Here is a 17,654-nt window from a genome sequence, read left to right on the forward strand (position 1 = left end):
TCGGAGAGGAGCGTGCTTACTTCATTTTCTCAAGGGCGATGAGCCGGTGTTTGGCCTCCCACTCTTGATCGGCAAACTTGCCGTTTGCCTTAACTTCCGGCAAGTCCAAGAACTGCTTGTACAACTCCGACGCGTGTTTGTACTGGTGAAGCTTGTCATGCGCCGTTGCTTCGAGAAATACAGATCCCGGAGTAGTGGCTGCGACTTTAGCACGCAGATCGAGCGCTTGCAATGTCATTGTGGGGTCATTGTTCTCAGATGCGGAAAATGCGAGGTCGCTGTACGCTGCGGCGAGGTCTTCAGTAGTGGGAAAGGCCTTGGGTTCGGCGACTGCACGCTTCAGGACGGTCTCGGCTTCAGCGAAGCGGGCAAGGTGGATGAGGTTTGCGCCGTAGTCGTCGAGCAGGGTGGGGTCGCTCGGAGTTTGCTTGAGAAGGGCAAGATAGAGCGGATCGGCCTTGGCGGGCTGCTTCGTCTGCGCGTAGAGACGGGCAAGCAGCCGTGTGACACTTGCTTCTTCCGGATGTTGCTGGTGCAAGGTCTCGGCAAGCGGAACGGCCAGAGCCGACTTGGCGGGATCGTCTTCGGCAAGATAAGCGGAGGCGAGCTGCGCGGTGAGAGCGGTGTCGCCGGGGTGCGCGGCAAGGGCGGTCGTGAGAAGCAATTCGGCGTCTGCGAGCTTGTTCTCCAGGCGCAGAACGTGCGCGAGGGCCGCGACCGTCGCCGGATCGTTCGGAGCCGTGGCGAGGAGGCGTTTATAGGCGGCGTCGGCGAGGGGAAGATCGTTTAGAGCTTCGGCGATCTCGGCCGAAAGAAGTATGTCGTCGGGCGTCTCAGACGACATCTTGAGCGCGGTAAGGAGCTCATCGCGCGCGTCGGCTGCATTGTTGGTCAGGTCGAGTTTGGCGAGGCCGCGGAGTGCGCGGGCGGCGGTGTCGACATCGTTCGCGGGTCCTGCGAGGTTGGCGGCGGCGAGGAGTTCGGTGTGGGCTTCGGAAGGTTTGCCGTCTCGGGCGAGGAGCAGGCCGAGAGCGAGGTGTGGCGAGGCAAACTTGGGATCAGCGGCGGCGGAGGCGCGGTAGGCGGCTTCTGCCTCGGCGTCGTGGTCGAGATTGTCCTGCGTCAGCCCGATGTCGAAGAGGATGTGCGGGTCTTTGGGGGTGGCTGCTGAGAGCTTCTGGAGGATGGGGAGGGCTGAGGTGTAGTCGGACTTTTCGAGGGCGTCGTTGGCTTGACGCATCAGGGCGGAGTCGGGAGCGGGTTGCTGAGCGGTGGTGTCGGTGGTGCCTGCGGGGAGTTGGGCCTGGGCGGTTGTGGCTGCGAAGAGAACAGCGAAGGCCACGGCCATGGCAAAAAGGTTCGAGCGGTTGCGGTGGCGTGAGCGGCGTCGGGGTCCTTCGACTGCGTCACTCGCGATGAAGCTGCGAGTGCTTTCGCTCAGGATGACGGGGCGCAGGATGACGGGGTTCAGGATGACTTCGGAAGAGTTTGGAATGGCAGCAAAAGGCAAAGGCGAAATGCGGGGGTCTCTCCACTGCGCCGCGCGATGGTGCCGCGCGGCTTCGGTCGAGATGACGCTTCTATTGGATGTCATGCGGTCACGGGCTCTTCTTTGTGGGTGGCCGGTGCGAGGTTGAGCACGGGGGCTAGCCAGTGGCCAGTGTGGCTGGCCGGGTTCTTGGCGATCTCTTCAGGCGTGCCTTCGGCGACGATGCGGCCGCCGCCAGAGCCGCCTTCCGGGCCCATGTCAATGACCCAGTCGGCGGACTTGATGACGTCGAGATTGTGCTCGATGACGAGCAGCGAGCCGCCGCCGTCGATGAGCTTGCGGAAGGCGGCGAGGAGCTTGGCTACATCGTCGAAGTGTAGGCCGGTGGTGGGCTCGTCGAGGATATAGAGGGTGCGGCTGCGGGCCTTCGCGGCGGTCTCGTTGGTGCTGGCGCGGTTGGTGATCGAGCGGGCGGTGGCAAGATGCGACGCGAGTTTGACGCGCTGGGCTTCGCCGCCGGAGAGCGTGGTGGCCGATTGGCCGAGACGGACGTAGCCAAGGCCAACCTCGTCGAGGACATAAAGTTTGTCGGCGATCTTGGGGTTGCCGGCGAAGTAGACGAGAGCTTCCTTGACCGTCATGTTGAGGACGTCGTGGATGTTCTTGTTGCGGTACTTCACGTCGAGCACGGTGTTTTTGTAACGCGTGCCGTTACATTCTTCGCAAGGCAGTTCGATGTCGGCGAGGAACTGCATCTCGACCGTGACGGTGCCGTCGCCTTCGCAGACGTCGCAGCGGCCGCCGGGGACGTTGAAGGAAAAGCTGCCGGCGGAGAGGCTCTTGCGCTTGGCGTCGGGCTGCGCGGCGAAGAGCTCGCGGATGGCGTCGAAGGCTTTGATGTACGTGACCGGATTCGAGCGCGGGGTGCGGCCGATGGGAGACTGGTCGACGAGGATGACGTCGTTGAGGTGCTGCGCTCCGGAGAGACCGCGATAGAGGTGCGCGGGGTCGCTGCCTTCGCCCTGACCGAGGGCCTGCATTAAGGCGCGGTAGAGGACTTGATGCACGATGGTGGACTTGCCCGAGCCGGAGACGCCGGTGACGCAGCAGAGCAGGCCAAGAGGGATGTCGAGGTCGACGCCCTTGAGGTTGTGGATACGTGCGCCGGTGAGCTTGAGGTGCTCGCGGCCAACTTCGCGGCGGTGCTTGGGGACGGGGATCGTGAGGCGACCGGAGAGGTACTTGCCGGTGATGGAGTTGGGGTCGCGTGTGACTTCTGCGACCGTGCCTGCGGCCAGCAACTGGCCCCCGAGTTCGCCAGCTCCAGGCCCAAGGTCGAGGAGATAGTCAGCGGCGCGGATAACGTCGGGGTCGTGTTCGACGACGAGTATGGTGTTGCCGAGGTCGCGAAGGTCTTCCATGATGCGGATGAGCTTGGCGGTGTCGCGGGTGTGGAGACCGATGCTTGGCTCGTCGAGGACGTAGAGAGCGCCCACCAGCCGCGAACCAAGGCTTGTAGCTAATTGAATGCGTTGTGATTCGCCGCCCGAGAGCGTGGAGCTGAGGCGGTCGAGCGTGAGGTAGTCGAGGCCGACCTGTAGCAGGAAGCTGACGCGCTGGCGGACCTCTTCGAGGATCTTTCCCGCGATTTCAGTTTGTGCTGCTGAAAGTTGCAAATTGTCGAAGAACTCCTGCGCGGCGGTGATGGTGAGGGCGGAGGCTTCGCAGATGTTCTTGTCGTTGATGAGGACGGCGCGGGCTTCGGCGCGGAGACGCTGGCCCTTGCAGTCGGGGCAGGTGGCGTAGCCGCGGTACTTCGAGAGAAAGACGCGGACGTGGAGCTTGTACTTCTTGCGGTCGAGCTCGGCGAAGAAGCCACGGATGCCGGGGAAGCTGCCTTTGCCGTCCTGGATGAAGGCTTGTTGATCGGGCGTTAGGTCGAACCATGGGACGTTAGTGGGGACGCCTGCGGCTGCTGCGGCGCGTTTCATCTCGCCATGATGCGGGCGGTATTTTGTCGTCGTCCATGGCGCGACTGCGCCCTCGTCGAGGGTCCTCGACTTGTCGGGGATGATGAGGTTGGGGTCGAAGTCGATGGTGTTGCCGAAGCCCTGGCAGCGTGGGCAGGCACCGAAGGGATTGTTGAAGGAGAAGAGGCGCGGCTCGGGCTCGCGATAGGCGCGGTGGCAGGTAGTGCACTCGAAGGCGGCTGAGTAACGGAACCACTGAGCGGCTTCGCTCTCTTCGCGAGGGACGGTCTGAAAGCGGACTTCGCCGGACTCGCGGTAGCCGGTCTCGATGGAGTCGACGATCCGGGCGCGGACATCAGGGGAGATGGCGAGGCGGTCGATGAGGACAAAGATGGGTTGGGCGAAGTCGAGTTCGAGGAGGGACTCGGGCGTGGAGAACTCTACGATCTTTCCGTTCTGGAAGAGGCGGTTATAACCGCGACGGCGGAGTTCGGTGAGGCGCTCTTTGAGTGCGTCGGTGATGTCTACGATGGGTGGGGCGGGTGCGGCTTTGGTCTTTTTGGTGGAGAGCTTGGCGGGCTTGGGGGGTGCGGGCGCTTCGACGATGGCGACGCTAGATCCCTGCAACGCTTCGAGCTTGATCTCCGCGCGGACGATGGGGAAGAGGGCGTAGGCGCGGGTGCCTTCAGGCAGCGCGAGGATGGAATCGACGATCTCATCGACGGAGTCGCGCTTGACGATGCCGCCACAGTGCAGGCAGGTGACGGTGCCGCAGCGGGCGTAGAGAAGGCGGAGGTAGTCGTAGATCTCTGTTGCGGTTGCTACTGTAGACCGCGGGTTGCGGGTCTGGTTCTTCTGCTTGATGGCGATGGCCGGGGCCAGGCCGTCCATGAAGTCGACGTCGGGCTTCTCGATGCGTTCGAGGAACTGGCGGGCGTAGGCGGAGAGGCTTTCGACGTAGCGGCGTTGGCCCTCGGCGTAGACGGTATCGAAGGCGAGCGAGGACTTGCCCGAACCGCTGACGCCGGAGACGACGGTGAGCTTATTGTGCGGGATGGAGACGTCGATGCCCTTGAGGTTATGGGTGCGCGCGCCGCGGATTGTGATCTGGTCATTCATAAGAGGCCGTTGTACGTCGTGCGTTCTCCGTTAATGGGAAAGGCGGAGTGGGCAAACCTCTATTTTCGGTTAGTTTGGGTTGGAATGCTAGCGGGGGCCTTTGACCCGGATTCCAAGAGGCTTTACAGTTTCGATAAGCAGAAGTTTTGGTGCGGCGATGGCAAACAGTGCTGTGGAGAAGATCGGGAACGCGATTGGCAGGCTGACTCCGCGGGAGCTGGAAGAGCTGTATGTGTGGCTCGACCAGCACCACCCGCAGCCCATCGACGATCGCCTTACTGCGGATCTGGCTAACGGCAATATGGACAGAGCCATCTTCCGAGCTTTGGACGATGAAAGCCGGGGTCGCACGCAGCCGCTCTAATGCCAGAGTTGGAGCACACCGCAAGTTCGGAGTTTTGGGCCGCCTACCAGGCGCTGCCGCAGCAGATTCGCGACCGGGCTGACAAGCAGTTTGCCTTGCTAACAGAGAATCCGCAGCATCCATCACTACAGTTCAAGAAGCTTGGCGAACGCCACGGCAATGAAATATGGTCCGCGCGCGTGACGCTGCAATACCGTGCGCTGGCGATCAAGCGGCTACGCGGGCTTCTGTGGTTTTGGATCGGCGACCACAAGACTTATGACACGTTGATCGGTTGACGGCGTCGTTAGATCTGCGGTTGCGGGCGGAAGATCTCTATAACCAGCAGACAGGCGCCGATGACGATGCAGCTGTCGGCGACGTTGAAGTCGGGCCAGTGGTAGTGGACGATGGTGACTTCGAGGAAGTCGACGACGTAGTAGAGGCGGGCGCGGTCGTAGAGGTTGCCCACGGCACCGCCGAGGATGAGCGCGAGCGCGACGGTGCTGATGGTGAGGTATCGTCCGGTGCGGAGCAGCAGGCCGAGCACGATGAAGGCCGCGATGACCGAGAAGACGATGAGGCCGATGCGGACGGCGCCGGGAGAGACGGAGTCGGCGAAGAGGCTGAAGGCGGCGCCGCTGTTGAGCACGTGAGTGAGACGGAAGACGCCGGGGATGACGACACGCGCTCCGCCGCTGGGGATGTGGTGGACGACCCAGAGCTTCGAGAAGCGGTCGGCGATGACTACGAGGGCGCTGAGGATGAGGAGCGGAATGCGCCAGTCTCGGCTGCGCTGTTGCGGCGGGAAAGGCATGGTGTGGAGGTTCATTCGGCCGCGCCTTTCTCGCCTTCTGCGGCGTAGGGCGGGAAGTGGATGGCGGCCAGGGCTTCTGCGCAGCGTAAGCAGACTGTGGGGTAGTTTGCTTCGTTGCCTACGTCGGGGACGTAGCGCCAGCAGCGCTCGCACTTGGGCTGTCTGGAGCGGTTGACCTCCAAAGTCCCGACGTAATCGGGGTCCGTGTGGGTCACGGTCAGGAAGCTGACTTCTGAGACGTTGAAGAGTTCGGGTAGCGCGGAAGCGTATTTCTCAAGCTGGCCGTGTGCGCCGAGGAAGAGGTTCACCGTTGCCTCAAGCGACTTGCCGATGATCTTGTCTGCGCGAAGCTTTTCGAGCTTCGCAAGAACTTCGGTGCGAACTTCCAGCAACTTCGCCCAATCTTCTTCGAGCTGTTTGACGCTGCCGGGGATGATGTCCTTCATGTCGGGGAACAGTGCGAGATGGACGCTGGATTCGCGGCCTTCGACCTTGGGCAGCAAGGCCCAGGTTTCATCGGCAGTGAAACTCAGGATGGGTGCGATCAACCGCGTCAGCGCTTCGGCGATGCGCCAGAGGGCCGTTTGAGCGCTGCGTCTCGCGGGATGGTTCGGGGCGAAGGTGTAGAGGCGGTCCTTCAACACGTCGAGGTATAAGGCGCTGAGGTCGGTGTTCACGAACTCGTTGAGGGCGTGGTAGGCGCGGTGAAACTCGAAGTGTTCGTAGGCCGAGCGGATCTTGGCGTCGAGCTCGGCGACGCGGGCGAGGATGTACTGGTCTAAAGGCTCCTGGTTCGGGAAGGCGACCGCGTCGGTCGCGGGCGTAAAGTCGTGCAAGTTTCCGAGGAGGAAGCGCAGCGTGTTGCGGAGCTTGCGGTAGTTGTCGCTGACGCGCTGCATGAGGTTTTCGCTGGCGGCTACGTCTTCGCGGAAGTCGACGGAGGCGACCCAGAGGCGGATGACCTCGCCGCCGAGGCGCTTGGCGATGTCTACAGGGTCAACGCCATTTCCCAGGCTCTTTGAAAAGGGCCGGCCTTGTTCATCGAGCGTCCAGCCGGAGGTGGCGACCATCTTGTAGGGGGCGATGCCGCGAGTAGCGACGGAGTTCAACAGGGAAGAGTGGAACCAGCCGCGGTGCTGGTCGCCGCCCTCGGTGTAAAGGTCGGCGGGGAAGCTGAGTTCGGGTTCGGCTTCGAGGACAGCGTGCCAGCTTGCGCCGGACTCGAACCAGACGTCGAGGATGTCCATCTCCTTGCGGAACTCGGTGTGGCCGCAGGCGCAGGTGGTTCCCGCTGGCAATAAGGCCGAGGCCTCGTGGATGTACCAGGCGTCGGCGCTCTCTTTTTTGAAGAGTTCGACGATGGTCTTGTTGATGGCCGCCTCGTTGAGCGGGGAGCCGCACTTGTCGCAGAGGAACACGGCTATGGGCACGCCCCAGATGCGCTGGCGGGAGATGCACCAGTCGGGACGGGTGGCGATCATGTTGGAGATGCGCTCTTCGCCCCAGGCGGGGTCCCAGACTACTTTCTTGATCTCATCGAGGGCGCGTTGGCGGAAGCTTGCCGTGGTTCCGTCGGGCGCGACCATTGGGGTTTCCATGCCGATGAACCACTGCTCGGTAGCGCGGACGATGACCGGGTTGTGGCAGCGCCAGCAGTGCGGGTAGGAGTGCTCGAAGTTGGTGGCGGAGAGCAACGCGCCGTGCTCGCGCAGGAGCTCGATGATGACCGGATTGGACTTGAAGACGGTGAGGTCGTCGTAGACCTGCGTCGTGTGGTTCGAGTACTTGTCGGCGGTGTGGCGCTGCTTGCCGGCGTTGTCGATGTACTGGATCTCGGGAAGCTCGTAGCGCTTGCCGGTGTAGAAGTCGTCGACGCCGTGGGCGGGCGAGGTGTGGACTGCGCCGGTGCCTTGTTCCGCGGTGACGTAAGGGGCGAGGACGCCGAGGATCTCGCGGTCGAGGAAGGGGTGGTGGAAGGTGGCGCGTTCGAGGTGCTCGCCCATGAAGATGGCGACGATGTCGGCCTGTGACGCGGGCTCGGTCGGGCTCGCGGCGCTCATCAGGTTGCAGCGGACGATGACCTCTGAGAGGAGTGCCTGCGCAACAATGTACGTCGCGCCGGGCGTCGCCAGGGCGACGTACTCCATGCCTGGGTTGAAGGCGATGGCCTGGGAAGCTGGCAGGGTCCAGGGGGTGGTGGTCCAGATGATGGCGTAGGTGTTGGTTAGATCCCACCCATGGCCAAGTGCTGCCATGGGTGGGGCACCCGGATTGGTGGCTGTTAGCTTATAGCGGACGTAGATGCTGGGGCTGGTGTGCTGCTCGTACTCCACCTCGGCTTCGGCGAGGGCGGTCTTGTCGTGAATGCACCAGTAGACCGGCTTGAGGCCCTTGTAGACGAACTCTTTCTCGAAGAACTCGTAGAAGGTCTCAAGGATGCTGGCCTCGTAGGCGAACGACATGGTCAGATATGGGTCATTCCAGCGGCCGAAGATGCCGAGGCGTTCGAACTGGGATTTCTGGAGGTCGACGTACTTCTGCGCGTACTCGCGGCAGGCCCGGCGGACTGAGATGGCCGGCATGTCGAGCTTCTTGCGGCCCAATTGCTCGTCGACCTTGATCTCGATGGGCAGACCGTGGCAGTCCCAGCCGGGGACGTAAGGGGAGTCGAAGCCGGCCATGGTTTTGGTCTTGACGACGAAGTCCTTGATGCACTTGTTCAGGGCGTGGCCCAGATGGATGGCCCCGTTGGCGTAGGGCGGGCCGTCGTGCAGGATGTACTTGGCCGCACCTTTGCGGGCAGCGCGAATCTGGCCGTAGAGGTCCGCCTGCTGCCAGGCGGCGAGGCGCGCGGGCTCGTTCTGAGGCAGATTGGCCTTCATGGGGAAGGTGGTCTGGGGCAGGTTTAGAGTGGACTTCAGACCTTTTGCTTCGGGCTTGTTATCAGGTACTTCCGGCATCGATTCCTCGGCATGGAGTGCAGCGAGACAGAGCTGCGGTCAAACGTCTATTGTATCCGGGATGCGGTTATGGGATAGGTTCAAGGCCCGGGTCCACAGTTGAGTGTTGCGAAGGAGAGTTAAAGATATTTAACGCCGAAATGATTTCGGCGTACCTCAGAGGCTTCACGTGCGTCAAACCTAGAGGCAGACGTGTGTGAAAGTTTGTAGAATGGCCTCAGGCCAAGTATTTGTCGCCTGAAGTGATCCGGCGGAAGACCGGGAACGTACAGGCAAGAGTGGTAGCGGATGGAGTGATAAGGTCCCGTTACAACTCAAAGTGGATCGACCAGGATTCGCGACGGGGGAGTGCAAACCCTTGATGTCGCCGAGGCGAAACTTTTTATGGCCAATTCGTTGATGATTCCTCCCGAGATTGAACCGAGCGAAGAAGTCGTTGTGGTTCCACGCAAAGACGTGGAGTTGCATCTTGACGGCAAGGATCTTCTAGGGCCGGAACAGGGTATCTTTGCGTCGCTGAAGAACAGCCTCTACGACGTCTTCTTCCCGAAGAAACTCCCGCCGCTGGTATTGGAGTCGCGACCGGTTGCGGTGGTGGACCGGATGGCGGTCAAGCGCGATCCGACCTCGACGGCGATTGCGGTGGTGATTCACGCTGTCATCATCGGGCTGATTCTGTGGGTCGTGGGGCGGAAGATCGTTGAGATTACGGCACCTCCGAAGGCGAACATCGTTTCGCTGGAGACACCTGTGCCTCCTCCTGCCCCGGTGAAGACGCTGCGCATGGGTGGTGGTGGTGGACAGAAGGGTCCGGCGCCAGTGAGCAAGGGAACGCCCCCGAAGTTCAGCCCGCAGCAGATCCTGCCGCCGATGGCTCCTCCGAAGATCGATCCGAAGCTGGCGGTCGCTCCAACGATTGATGTCGATCCGAAGCTGAAGATGGCCTCGAATATGCCGAACATTGGCATGCCCAACGCGACCAATGTGGGCGTTTCGATGGGGAACGGCAATGGCAATGGGCTTGGTTCGGGCAATGGCAATGGAATGGGGCCGGGCTCGGGCGGGAATACGGGCGGCGGCATTCGGCAGATTGGCGGCTCGGTCAGCGCTCCGAAGCTAGTGTCGCAGGTTGACCCTGAGTTCTCGGAAGAAGCGCGCAAGGCGAAGTACATGGGCGTGGCGATCGTGGATGCAGTAATCGATGAACACGGGATTCCCGTGCGGGTACGTATCATCAGCGATCCCGGAATGGGCCTCGGCGAGAGGGCCGTTGAAGCGGTGAAACAGTGGCGCTTTAAGCCCGGTACGGAGAACGGCAAAGCGGTAAAGACGGAACTCCAGATCCAGGTCGACTTCCATATCTATTGATTTTGCTGGGGATTGCGAAAATGCCCGCTCGGTTTGAGCGGGCATTTCTGTTTGTGGTGGCTTTTCGTTGCTAGACCGGGACGGGAGCGTTGTTGATCTCTGCGAAGGTGAGGTTTTCGGCGGGGCTGCCGGTGTTGATCTTCCAGCTTTCGAAGAGCCTGCCGTAGCTGTCGGTGATGCAGGTCTTGGGGTCGACCAAGAGGAGCTCGAGCATGCTATCGATCCAGTCGGGCGGGCCTTCAAGCTCGGCGTAGTTGCCGATGGGTGTCTCGTCGACGACGAGATGGCCGAGGGCGCCGTCGGAGCGTTCAGCGGCGAAGAGGGGCATCTGGGACCACTCGGTGCGGAACTTTTCGTAGCGGAAGACTGGAGCGTAGCCGAGGCTGGAGAAGATCTCGGCAGTAGCCTCGCCGTCGTCGACGTGGGTTTCTGTCTCGATTCGGACCTTGAACCGCGCGGAGGCTAGATCGCTGCTGGGGCGCTTGTGGGTGACCGTCCAGAGTGAGCCGTACTGGCGGATGCGGAGCAGTTGGCGCTGCTCGCGGAGGGCGCGGGTGGGTGTGTCGTAGAGGGTGTTGCGTTCGAAGGTGCGGGCGGTGTCGAGGTGGAATCCGAGGGAGGGAAGCATGGACTGAAAGTCAGCGGGGTCGCTGACTGGGAACTTAAGTTCGATCTCAGGAGCCTGCATGGAGTGAGTATACGGCGGATGTGGGATCGACTTTGAAGGGACTAAGATTTAGGGATGGATGCCTTGTGCAAAACCGAGCACTTATTCGTAGATGGAGATGGCGTGGAGCGGGCTGCGGAGATTCTGTGCGCTGGCGGGACGGTCGCGTTTCCTACGGAGACGGTTTATGGACTAGGAGTGGATGCGCTCGATGCTGTGGCTGTGGCGAAGATCTTTGCGGCGAAGCAACGGCCGGGGTGGGACCCGCTGATCGTCCATGTGAGCGACCAGGCGATGCTTGATCGCGTGGCGGAGATTCCTCCGGAGTTTTCGGCAAGAGTGGGGAAATTGATCGAGGCGTTCTGGCCGGGGCCGCTTACTCTGCTGCTGCCTAAGACGAGCGCTGTGCCAGATGCGGTGACTGCAGGGCGGCCATTAGTGGGAGTGAGGATGCCGGGGCATCCGGTGGCTCTGGAGTTGATTAAGGCTGCTGAGGTGCCGGTAGCTGCTCCTAGTGCGAACCGTTTTGGCAGGACGAGTCCGACGACTGCTGCACATGTGTTGGAAGATCTGGATGGACGGATCGATGCGGTGTTGCATGGCGGAGCGACTCGAGTGGGGATTGAGTCAACGGTGCTGGATGTGTTGAAGACGCCGATGGTCATCTATCGACCGGGGGCGGTGACGCTTTCCATGATTGAAGAGGCTACGGGTGAGGCGGTGGAGGTGTTTCTCTCTTCGGGGAATACTGCCGAAGGTGCGCCGGAGAGTTTGCCTTCGCCGGGGGTGGGCTTGCGGCACTACGCTCCCCGGGCGCGGCTGGAGTTGGTTTACGTGGCGGCTCATGGGGATCTTCGGCATTCGCTTCATGCGGCGATTGAGAAGGCGCAGGAGGCGGAAGAGAAGGTGGGAGTGATTTTGCCGGAGGAGTGGGACGCTTCGTATGCGGAGGAGACGTTTGGGTGCGGGGAGTGGGGGGATGATGATGCTTTCGCGCGGAGGATCTTTGCGGGGTTGCGGTGGCTGGATGGGCGTGACGTGGCCGTGATTATTTGTCCGGTGCCGAGTGGGGATGGGGTGGCGGTGGCTTTGCGGGATCGGCTGGAGAAGGCGGCTCGGAAGCAGGGCTAGGCAGGGATCTCGGCCGGGGTGGTGGGGAGGAACTCCGTGGCCGCTATGCCGAAGGCGATAAGGACTGCGCCGGTGAGGGCTCGTGCGCCGAGGTGCTCGTGCAGGAAGAGGAGCGAGGTGAGCCAGGCGAAGACGGGCTCGAGCGACACGAGGACGGCGGTGTGCGTGGGGGGGATGTGCTTCTGCGCCCAGCTTTGGATGGTGAAAGCGGCGGCGGTGGCGATGATGCTGGTGATGGCCAGTGCAACGATCAGGCGCGGGGTGAAGGTGGCGTGGGGGCGCTCGCCTAGCGGCAGGGTGAGGAACATGATGACGGCGCAGAAGCCGATTTGAAGCGTCGCGAGTTGTTGGGTGGGCACGCCGTGGGAGGTGTGAGCTATGGAGAGCAGATGTCCGGAGAAAGCGATGGCGCACGCGAGGGTGAGGAGATCGCCGAGGCCGATGGAGGCGAAGAGGTGGGTCCACTCTGTGCCGGGCGGCGTGGTGAGCAGGAGCAGGCCGGCGAAGGCGAGCAGAGCTCCGATGGCGGCTGTCCAGCGCGGCGCGTGGGAGCCGGCGGAGCGGAGCGCGGGGATGGCAGTGAACAGTGGAACAAAGACGACGACCAGGCCGGTGATGAAGGCGGATTTGGCGGGAGTGGTGCGGGCGAGGCCGCTGGTCTGGAACTGGTATCCGGCTGCGAGGAAGAGGCCGACGACCGCGCTGGAGAGGACAGCGCGGCGGGAGAGGTTGCGGAGGTGGCGGTGGTTGACGGCCACGAGGACGACGGCGGCGAGCGACATGCGCAGGAGATTGAAGAGGAGCGGCGTGGCGTCGTTGAGCGCGTCCTTGATGAGGACGAAGGTCGCTCCCCAGACCATTACGGTGGCGAGCAACAACAAATGAGCGATGGTCGATGGGGTGAGCCGGGGCATGAAGGTGTACCAACAGCGTACATGGCAGAGTGGCCGAGCGAGATCGCTGACGTGGTCCGACCCCACCCATGCGAAGAGGCCGCATGGATGGGGCATCCATGATGCCTAGGTTTCGTCCGTGGATGGTGTCGTGAGATGCTTGGCGGCTAGTCCACTTTGCCGGTCTTGAGGAAGCCGGCCATGTGGTCGTTCAAGAATTTCTCGTCGGCGGGGCTGGCTCCGGCTCCGGCAGGGTGACCCCAGAGCGATGGGATGGGCAGCAGGGTGCCGTGGGGAATGAACTTCGACTCATACTGCGCGTCGGTGACGGGAAAGTAGAGGTCGGTCGCGGAGGGCATGTAGAGCACGGGCGCTTTGATCGAGGCGAGGGCCTTCTCTACGTCGCCGTTGAACCCGGGCGTTGCGCCGACGTCGTTGCTCTCCCAGGTGCGCATCTGCAGGATGAGATTGTTGGCGTCGGCTCCGTCGATGAAGTGGGTGCGGTACTTCTCGACGACCTGCTTGAAGGTGGTGCCGGCGGGCTCTTCAGTACGCCATAGCTCCTGCCGCCACCACTCCTGCGAGAAGAGCCACGCGGTCCAGATGAGGTTGAAGGTCTCGATGCCTTTCTGGGGTTGGGCGGTGTAGTCGCCGGCTTTGAAGGCGGGATCGGCGGTGATGGCGTCGATCTGGCTTTCGAGGCGAACGATGCCGTGGCCGTAGGTCTTCGCGGTGCCGGAGGTGGCGACGACGCGGTCCATGAAGGTGGGGTAGGAGACGGCCCACTGGAAGGCCTGCTGCGCGCCCATGGAGAATCCGATGACAGCCTGGAGGTGTTGCACGCCGAGCTCCGTGGTGAGGAGCTGGTGGACGGCTTCGACGTTGTCGCGGATGGTGGTGACGGGGAAGCGCGGGCCGTGGAAGGGCTCGGGCGTATTGCTGGGCGAGGACGACCGGCCGTTGCCGAAAAGTTCGCTGGTGATGAGGAACTGCTTCGTCGGGTCGAGCGCCTTGCCGGGGCCGATCAGCCACTCGTAGCCGTGCATCTCCGCCATGTAGTGCGAGGGAAGAAGGATCGCGTTGTCTTTAGCGGCGTTGAGATGACCGTAGGTACCGTAGACGACGCGAGCCTCGGGCAACGTGACGCCGTTCTCTGTGCGGAAGTTCTTGATGACGAAGGTGTGCTGGACGGGCTCGGCTGGCTTGGTCTCGGCGGTTTGGGCAACGGCGGTAAGGGACGTGAACGCGAGGCTGGTCGCGAGGATGCGCTTGAGGATGAGCATGTTGTCGAGAGTATTACGGGAGGGACATATTGCGGGTAACGAAGAATCAGCGGGCGGTTTTGAAGCTGGTGTTTGCCAGGGGCGAAGGTTTGGGCCGATGCTTGGGGGATGAGATTGCGCGGAGTCTTATTGGGATGGTGTCTGGCGGGAGCGTTATCGGTTGGGGTGTTGGGAGAGACTGCTCCGCAGCGACCGACGAGCACGCCGTATGCGGGCGATCTATCGATCTTCGAGTATCCGGATCGCGACAAGAAGCTGCAGATCGACCGCGTGATGGACCTGCTGGGGATCAGGCCAGGGAAGAGCGTCGCGGATATCGGGGCGGGGTCAGGATGGTTCACGGTGCGGGCGGCTCGGCGTGTCGCTCCTGGAGGCACGGTGTACGCGGAGGACATCAACGCCGAGGCGATCAAGTACATCGATCAGCGTGCGCAGAAGGAGAAGCTGGGTAATGTGAAGACAGTGCTCGGGACGCCTGATGATCTGAAGCTGCTGCCCGGAAGCGTGGATGCGGCGCTGATGCTGAAGGTCTATCACGAGATAGCGCACCCTATCCCCGTGATGAAGGAGTTACGGGCGGCGCTGAGGCCGGGGGCGAAGGTGGGGATCATCGACCGCAATGGGAGCGGTACCGACCACGGGTTGAATCTTGATGTGGTGGTGAAGGAGATGGGTGAGGCTGGGTACAAGCTGGAGGCGAAGTACGACTTCACCAGGGCGGACGGGCAGGATTACTTTTTGATCTTTGGGGTGCGGTGAGGGGCTTTGCATCGTCTTACAGGAGCCGCCAGAAAATTACAGCGCAAAGGAGACTCATGAGGACTTCTATTCGAGCTGGATCCTTCGTTCTTGCGCTGCTTCTCGTCGGCCACACAATCGGGGCGACTGCACAATCGAACGGTTCTGTGGATGACGCAATGGTGCGACTGAGTGCGGTAGGTTTCTTTGCTATCGGTGGCACTGGATTTGCCGGGCGTATCTCCAAAGGAGAGTTGGACTACAAGGCTATCCTGGCGCAGCCGCAGCCACAGGCCTTGAAGTCATTCGAGCAGATCTATGCGACCGGCCATCCGGCGGCCAAAGGATATGCCCTCCTCGGCATTCACACACTGGCTCCGGCGAAATTCGACGAGCTCTACGCCACGGTCAAGGATTCCGTCGAGACTGTGGCTACGATGCAAGGGTGCATCCTCTCGACGACAAAACTATCGCTGATTGCAAAGCGAATCAATGATGGCTCCTACGATCGAAGAATCAGATGAAATAACTACTTCAACGGTGATAGCTGAATATTGCGGAAGTAGACCTCGGCGCCTTCGGACTGGAAGAGGACCTTGCCTTCGGTCGGGAAGGGATCGGTGCCTACGTTGGCGAGCTCTCCGTTGACGTACTGGGTGATGTGCTTATCGTCGACGACGACCTCGAGGACGTTCCACTCTCCGTATGGCTTTTCGAGTTCGCCAGAGGTGTTGCGGAAGCCGGGGACGTTCTTCTGCGGGCCCTTGTTGATGTGGCCGATGTTGGTGGCGTTGCCGGTGGGGCCGGTGACGCGCTTGTTGTCCGGGCCGGTGAGAGCTGCTCCGTCGGTGAGCCAGAAGTCGCCGGTCTCGCCTTCCTTGATCTGGAACTCGATGGATCGCGGCCAGACCTTGTCTTCGCCCTGGATGTTGTAGAGGATGCCGCTGTCGCGGGCCTGTCCGGCGCGCTCGCCGAAGGTGCCGACACCCCATTTGAACTCGGCGCGGAGGTAGAAGCGGTGGAAGGACTGCTTGGTGATGATGTAGCCCATCTCGTGGCCGGAGACGTGGATGACTTTGTTCTCCACCTTGAAGATGTGTTCGGGATCGGTGTTGAGGCCGCGGCCCTTGATGAAGGTGTCGAACTTCGAGAGGTCTTTGCCATCAAAGAGGACGATGGGGGCCTGGCGCGGGGGCAGCGTGTACTCCGCCGTGGTCTGGGCAATGATCGGCAGGGCGGACAAGAACAAGACAATGGGTGCGGCGTGCAAGGGGCTGAGACGTTTCAAGGCGAGCACTTTGGGTTTCTCCGTCGGACTGGATCAGTTTAGGGTGAATCGGCGTATTTCCCAAGTTGCTGAAGCGTTTGTCTTGGGAGATCTGGACGGGGTTGAGAATAAGGGGCGCTGGACACTTCTGTGTCGCATCCCGTACCTTTTCTACCGAAGCGAGATAACGAAACCATCCCGCACCGACTTCGAGGGAGTTTACCAATGTCAGATCGCAGAGCCTTTCTTCAATCCGCCGCAAAGACGACCATGCTGGCCGCCGCGGCGGGTCGCCTTCACCCGCTTCTCGCACAGGCACCGGCGATTGCGCCGCGATCCGCCAACGACAAGATCAACCTTGCTCTGATCGGCGCGGGCATCCAGGGGCAGTTCGACACCAGCGTGGCGATTACGGTTCCCGGCGTAAAACTGGTCGCGGTTGCCGATTGCTACGACGGCCGCCTGACCCATGCCAAGGAGATGTGGGGAAATGATCTCTTCACGACCCGCGACTATCGCGAGATTCTGAAGCGGCCTGACGTTGATGCCGTGCTCATCGCGACTCCTGACCACTGGCACAAGCAGGCAGCCGTGGACAGCATGAAGGCGGGCAAAGATGTCTACCTAGAGAAGCCGATGATCCATCTCTACTCGGATGGGCCGGAGATCATCGAGACGGCGAAGTCGACCAACCGCATCCTGCAGGTGGGCAGCCAGCGTGTTAGCTCCGTAGTGTATGCGAAGGCGAAGGAACTGCTGGCTTCGGGAGCGATTGGCAAGTTGAACATGGTGCAGGCGCGCTGGGATCGCAACTCGTCGACCGGTGCATGGAACTACTCTGTGCCGCTCGATGCCTCGACCGAGACCTGCGACTGGCCGCGCTTCCTGGGCACCGCGCCGAAGATTCCGTGGAGTGGCGAACGGTTCTTCCAGTGGCGTAAGTGGAAGGATTACGGCTCTGGCGTTGCGGGCGATCTTTTCGTTCACCTCTTCAGCGGAACGCACTTCATCACCGGATCGCATGGGCCGACGCGGGCGATGGCGACCGGCGGCCTGCGGTTCTGGAAGGATGGCCGCGACGCGAACGATGTGCTGCTGGCGCTCTTCGATTATCCGGAGGGCTTCAACCTGAGCTTGCGCGTAAACTTCGTCGATGGTGGCGAGGAGAGCGAAGGTTTCCTCTTCACGGGCTCTGAAGGGCAGATGGAGATCTCTGGCCGCACCGTCACGGTGACGCGGGTTCCCCCGTCGAAGGAGCCCGGATACACCGTGTCGACTTTTGCGGCGGCGCAGCAGAAGGCGTATCTCGACGAGTATCGCAAGAAGTATCCCGTGGAGCATTCCAAGGAGACTCCGCGCGATGTCGAAGCGTTCACTGCTCCGCAGGGATATCTGGACAGCTATGACCACTTCTCGAACTTCTTCAATTCGGTGCGCAGCCGGCAGGTGCCCGTGGAAGATGCGACGTTTGGCTTCCGGGCTGCTGGAGCGGCCTTGCTCGGCAACCTGAGCGTCGAGAAGGACAGCATCATTCACTGGAATCCTGAGACGATGAAGATCGTCTAGTCGAACGAATCGATCCCACCCATGACCAGAGGCGAGTCATGGG

The 17,654-nt window shown here is 61.8% G+C and carries 15 protein-coding genes; 7 read left to right on the forward strand and 8 right to left on the reverse strand.

Going from position 1 to position 17,654, the window contains the following annotated elements; translation table 11 throughout:
* Window positions 1-16: 16 nt before the first annotated feature.
* A complete protein-coding gene (locus tag HDF16_RS10780) occupies window positions 17-1,594 on the reverse strand; it encodes a tetratricopeptide repeat protein (protein ID WP_184216493.1) in 1,578 nt (525 codons plus the stop codon).
* Window positions 1,591-4,578 (reverse strand): excinuclease ABC subunit UvrA, encoded by a 2,988-nt coding sequence (gene uvrA, locus HDF16_RS10785; RefSeq protein WP_184216494.1) that lies wholly within the window; start codon window positions 4,576-4,578, stop codon window positions 1,591-1,593. The genes HDF16_RS10780 and uvrA overlap by 4 nt, the downstream gene beginning before the upstream one ends.
* A 157-nt stretch (window positions 4,579-4,735) precedes the next feature.
* Here uvrA and HDF16_RS10790 point away from each other — a divergent pair, with 157 nt between their 5' ends.
* Window positions 4,736-4,942, forward strand: coding sequence for a hypothetical protein (locus tag HDF16_RS10790; RefSeq protein ID WP_184216496.1), 207 nt, complete (start codon window positions 4,736-4,738; stop codon window positions 4,940-4,942).
* A complete protein-coding gene (locus HDF16_RS10795) occupies window positions 4,942-5,220 on the forward strand; it encodes a hypothetical protein (protein WP_221312677.1) in 279 nt (92 codons plus the stop codon). The genes HDF16_RS10790 and HDF16_RS10795 overlap by 1 nt, the downstream gene beginning before the upstream one ends.
* Window positions 5,221-5,228: 8 nt before the next feature.
* Here the strand turns inward: HDF16_RS10795 and lspA are convergent, their stop codons facing one another.
* On the reverse strand, window positions 5,229-5,753 hold the full coding sequence (lspA, locus tag HDF16_RS10800; protein WP_246409011.1) for a signal peptidase II: 525 nt from the start codon (window positions 5,751-5,753) through the stop codon (window positions 5,229-5,231).
* On the reverse strand, window positions 5,750-8,698 hold the full coding sequence (gene ileS / locus HDF16_RS10805; protein WP_184216500.1) for an isoleucine--tRNA ligase: 2,949 nt from the start codon (window positions 8,696-8,698) through the stop codon (window positions 5,750-5,752). The genes lspA and ileS overlap by 4 nt, the downstream gene beginning before the upstream one ends.
* Window positions 8,699-9,082: 384 nt before the next feature.
* Between ileS and HDF16_RS10810 the strand changes: the two genes are divergently transcribed.
* Window positions 9,083-10,066, forward strand: coding sequence for an energy transducer TonB (locus tag HDF16_RS10810; RefSeq protein ID WP_246409012.1), 984 nt, complete (start codon window positions 9,083-9,085; stop codon window positions 10,064-10,066).
* 70 nt (window positions 10,067-10,136) lie between these two features.
* Here HDF16_RS10810 and HDF16_RS10815 read toward each other — a convergent pair whose 3' ends face one another.
* Window positions 10,137-10,754 carry a class IV adenylate cyclase gene (locus HDF16_RS10815; RefSeq protein ID WP_184216502.1) on the reverse strand — a complete coding sequence of 206 codons (618 nt, stop codon included), beginning with the start codon at window positions 10,752-10,754 and terminating at the stop codon, window positions 10,137-10,139.
* 102 nt (window positions 10,755-10,856) lie between these two features.
* Between HDF16_RS10815 and HDF16_RS10820 the strand changes: the two genes are divergently transcribed.
* Window positions 10,857-11,864, forward strand: a complete 1,008-nt coding sequence (locus tag HDF16_RS10820; RefSeq protein WP_348641293.1) for an L-threonylcarbamoyladenylate synthase — start codon at window positions 10,857-10,859, stop codon at window positions 11,862-11,864.
* On the opposite strand, the gene HDF16_RS10825 is transcribed toward HDF16_RS10820, so the two are convergent.
* Together HDF16_RS10825 and HDF16_RS10830 are read right to left on the reverse strand one after the other, a co-directional pair.
* Entirely contained in the window at window positions 11,861-12,874 is a 1,014-nt protein-coding gene (locus tag HDF16_RS10825) for a DMT family transporter (protein WP_348641294.1), read from the reverse strand. The two genes, HDF16_RS10820 and HDF16_RS10825, sit on opposite strands and share 4 nt — an antisense overlap.
* A gap of 50 nt (window positions 12,875-12,924) precedes the next feature.
* Window positions 12,925-14,040, reverse strand: a complete 1,116-nt coding sequence (locus HDF16_RS10830) for an alpha/beta fold hydrolase (RefSeq protein ID WP_184216506.1) — start codon at window positions 14,038-14,040, stop codon at window positions 12,925-12,927.
* Between the two features lie 108 nt (window positions 14,041-14,148).
* On the opposite strand from HDF16_RS10830, the gene HDF16_RS10835 reads away from it, so the two are divergent.
* Window positions 14,149-14,799 (forward strand): class I SAM-dependent methyltransferase, encoded by a 651-nt coding sequence (locus tag HDF16_RS10835; RefSeq protein WP_184216508.1) that lies wholly within the window; start codon window positions 14,149-14,151, stop codon window positions 14,797-14,799.
* A gap of 56 nt (window positions 14,800-14,855) precedes the next feature.
* Window positions 14,856-15,302: a hypothetical protein gene (locus HDF16_RS10840; protein WP_184216510.1), complete on the forward strand. Its 447-nt coding sequence runs from the start codon at window positions 14,856-14,858 to the stop codon at window positions 15,300-15,302.
* Window positions 15,303-15,307: 5 nt separating this feature from the next.
* Here HDF16_RS10840 and HDF16_RS10845 read toward each other — a convergent pair whose 3' ends face one another.
* A complete protein-coding gene (locus HDF16_RS10845; protein ID WP_348641295.1) occupies window positions 15,308-16,075 on the reverse strand; it encodes a 3-keto-disaccharide hydrolase in 768 nt (255 codons plus the stop codon).
* Window positions 16,076-16,270: 195 nt separating this feature from the next.
* Between HDF16_RS10845 and HDF16_RS10850 the strand changes: the two genes are divergently transcribed.
* On the forward strand, window positions 16,271-17,611 hold the full coding sequence (locus HDF16_RS10850; RefSeq protein ID WP_184216512.1) for a Gfo/Idh/MocA family protein: 1,341 nt from the start codon (window positions 16,271-16,273) through the stop codon (window positions 17,609-17,611).
* The last annotated feature ends 43 nt before the right edge of the window (window positions 17,612-17,654 follow it).

Origin of the sequence: Granulicella aggregans, assembly GCF_014203275.1 — a bacterium.
Lineage (GTDB): Bacteria > Acidobacteriota > Terriglobia > Terriglobales > Acidobacteriaceae > Edaphobacter.

Bases quoted from the DNA above. Each gene is read 5' to 3' on its own strand.
- HDF16_RS10780 (WP_184216493.1), bottom strand. From the start codon at position 1,594: ATGACATCCAATAGAAGCGTCATCTCGACCGAAGCCGCGCGGCACCAT.
- uvrA (WP_184216494.1), bottom strand. From the start codon at position 4,578: ATGAATGACCAGATCACAATCCGCGGCGCGCGCACCCATAACCTCAAG.
- HDF16_RS10790 (WP_184216496.1), top strand. From the start codon at position 4,736: ATGGCAAACAGTGCTGTGGAGAAGATCGGGAACGCGATTGGCAGGCTG.
- HDF16_RS10795 (WP_221312677.1), top strand. From the start codon at position 4,942: ATGCCAGAGTTGGAGCACACCGCAAGTTCGGAGTTTTGGGCCGCCTAC.
- lspA (WP_246409011.1), bottom strand. From the start codon at position 5,753: ATGAACCTCCACACCATGCCTTTCCCGCCGCAACAGCGCAGCCGAGAC.
- ileS (WP_184216500.1), bottom strand. From the start codon at position 8,698: ATGCCGGAAGTACCTGATAACAAGCCCGAAGCAAAAGGTCTGAAGTCC.
- HDF16_RS10810 (WP_246409012.1), top strand. From the start codon at position 9,083: ATGGCCAATTCGTTGATGATTCCTCCCGAGATTGAACCGAGCGAAGAA.
- HDF16_RS10815 (WP_184216502.1), bottom strand. From the start codon at position 10,754: ATGCAGGCTCCTGAGATCGAACTTAAGTTCCCAGTCAGCGACCCCGCT.
- HDF16_RS10825 (WP_348641294.1), bottom strand. From the start codon at position 12,874: ATGCCCCATCCATGCGGCCTCTTCGCATGGGTGGGGTCGGACCACGTC.
- HDF16_RS10830 (WP_184216506.1), bottom strand. From the start codon at position 14,040: ATGCTCATCCTCAAGCGCATCCTCGCGACCAGCCTCGCGTTCACGTCC.
- HDF16_RS10835 (WP_184216508.1), top strand. From the start codon at position 14,149: ATGAGATTGCGCGGAGTCTTATTGGGATGGTGTCTGGCGGGAGCGTTA.
- HDF16_RS10840 (WP_184216510.1), top strand. From the start codon at position 14,856: ATGAGGACTTCTATTCGAGCTGGATCCTTCGTTCTTGCGCTGCTTCTC.
- HDF16_RS10850 (WP_184216512.1), top strand. From the start codon at position 16,271: ATGTCAGATCGCAGAGCCTTTCTTCAATCCGCCGCAAAGACGACCATG.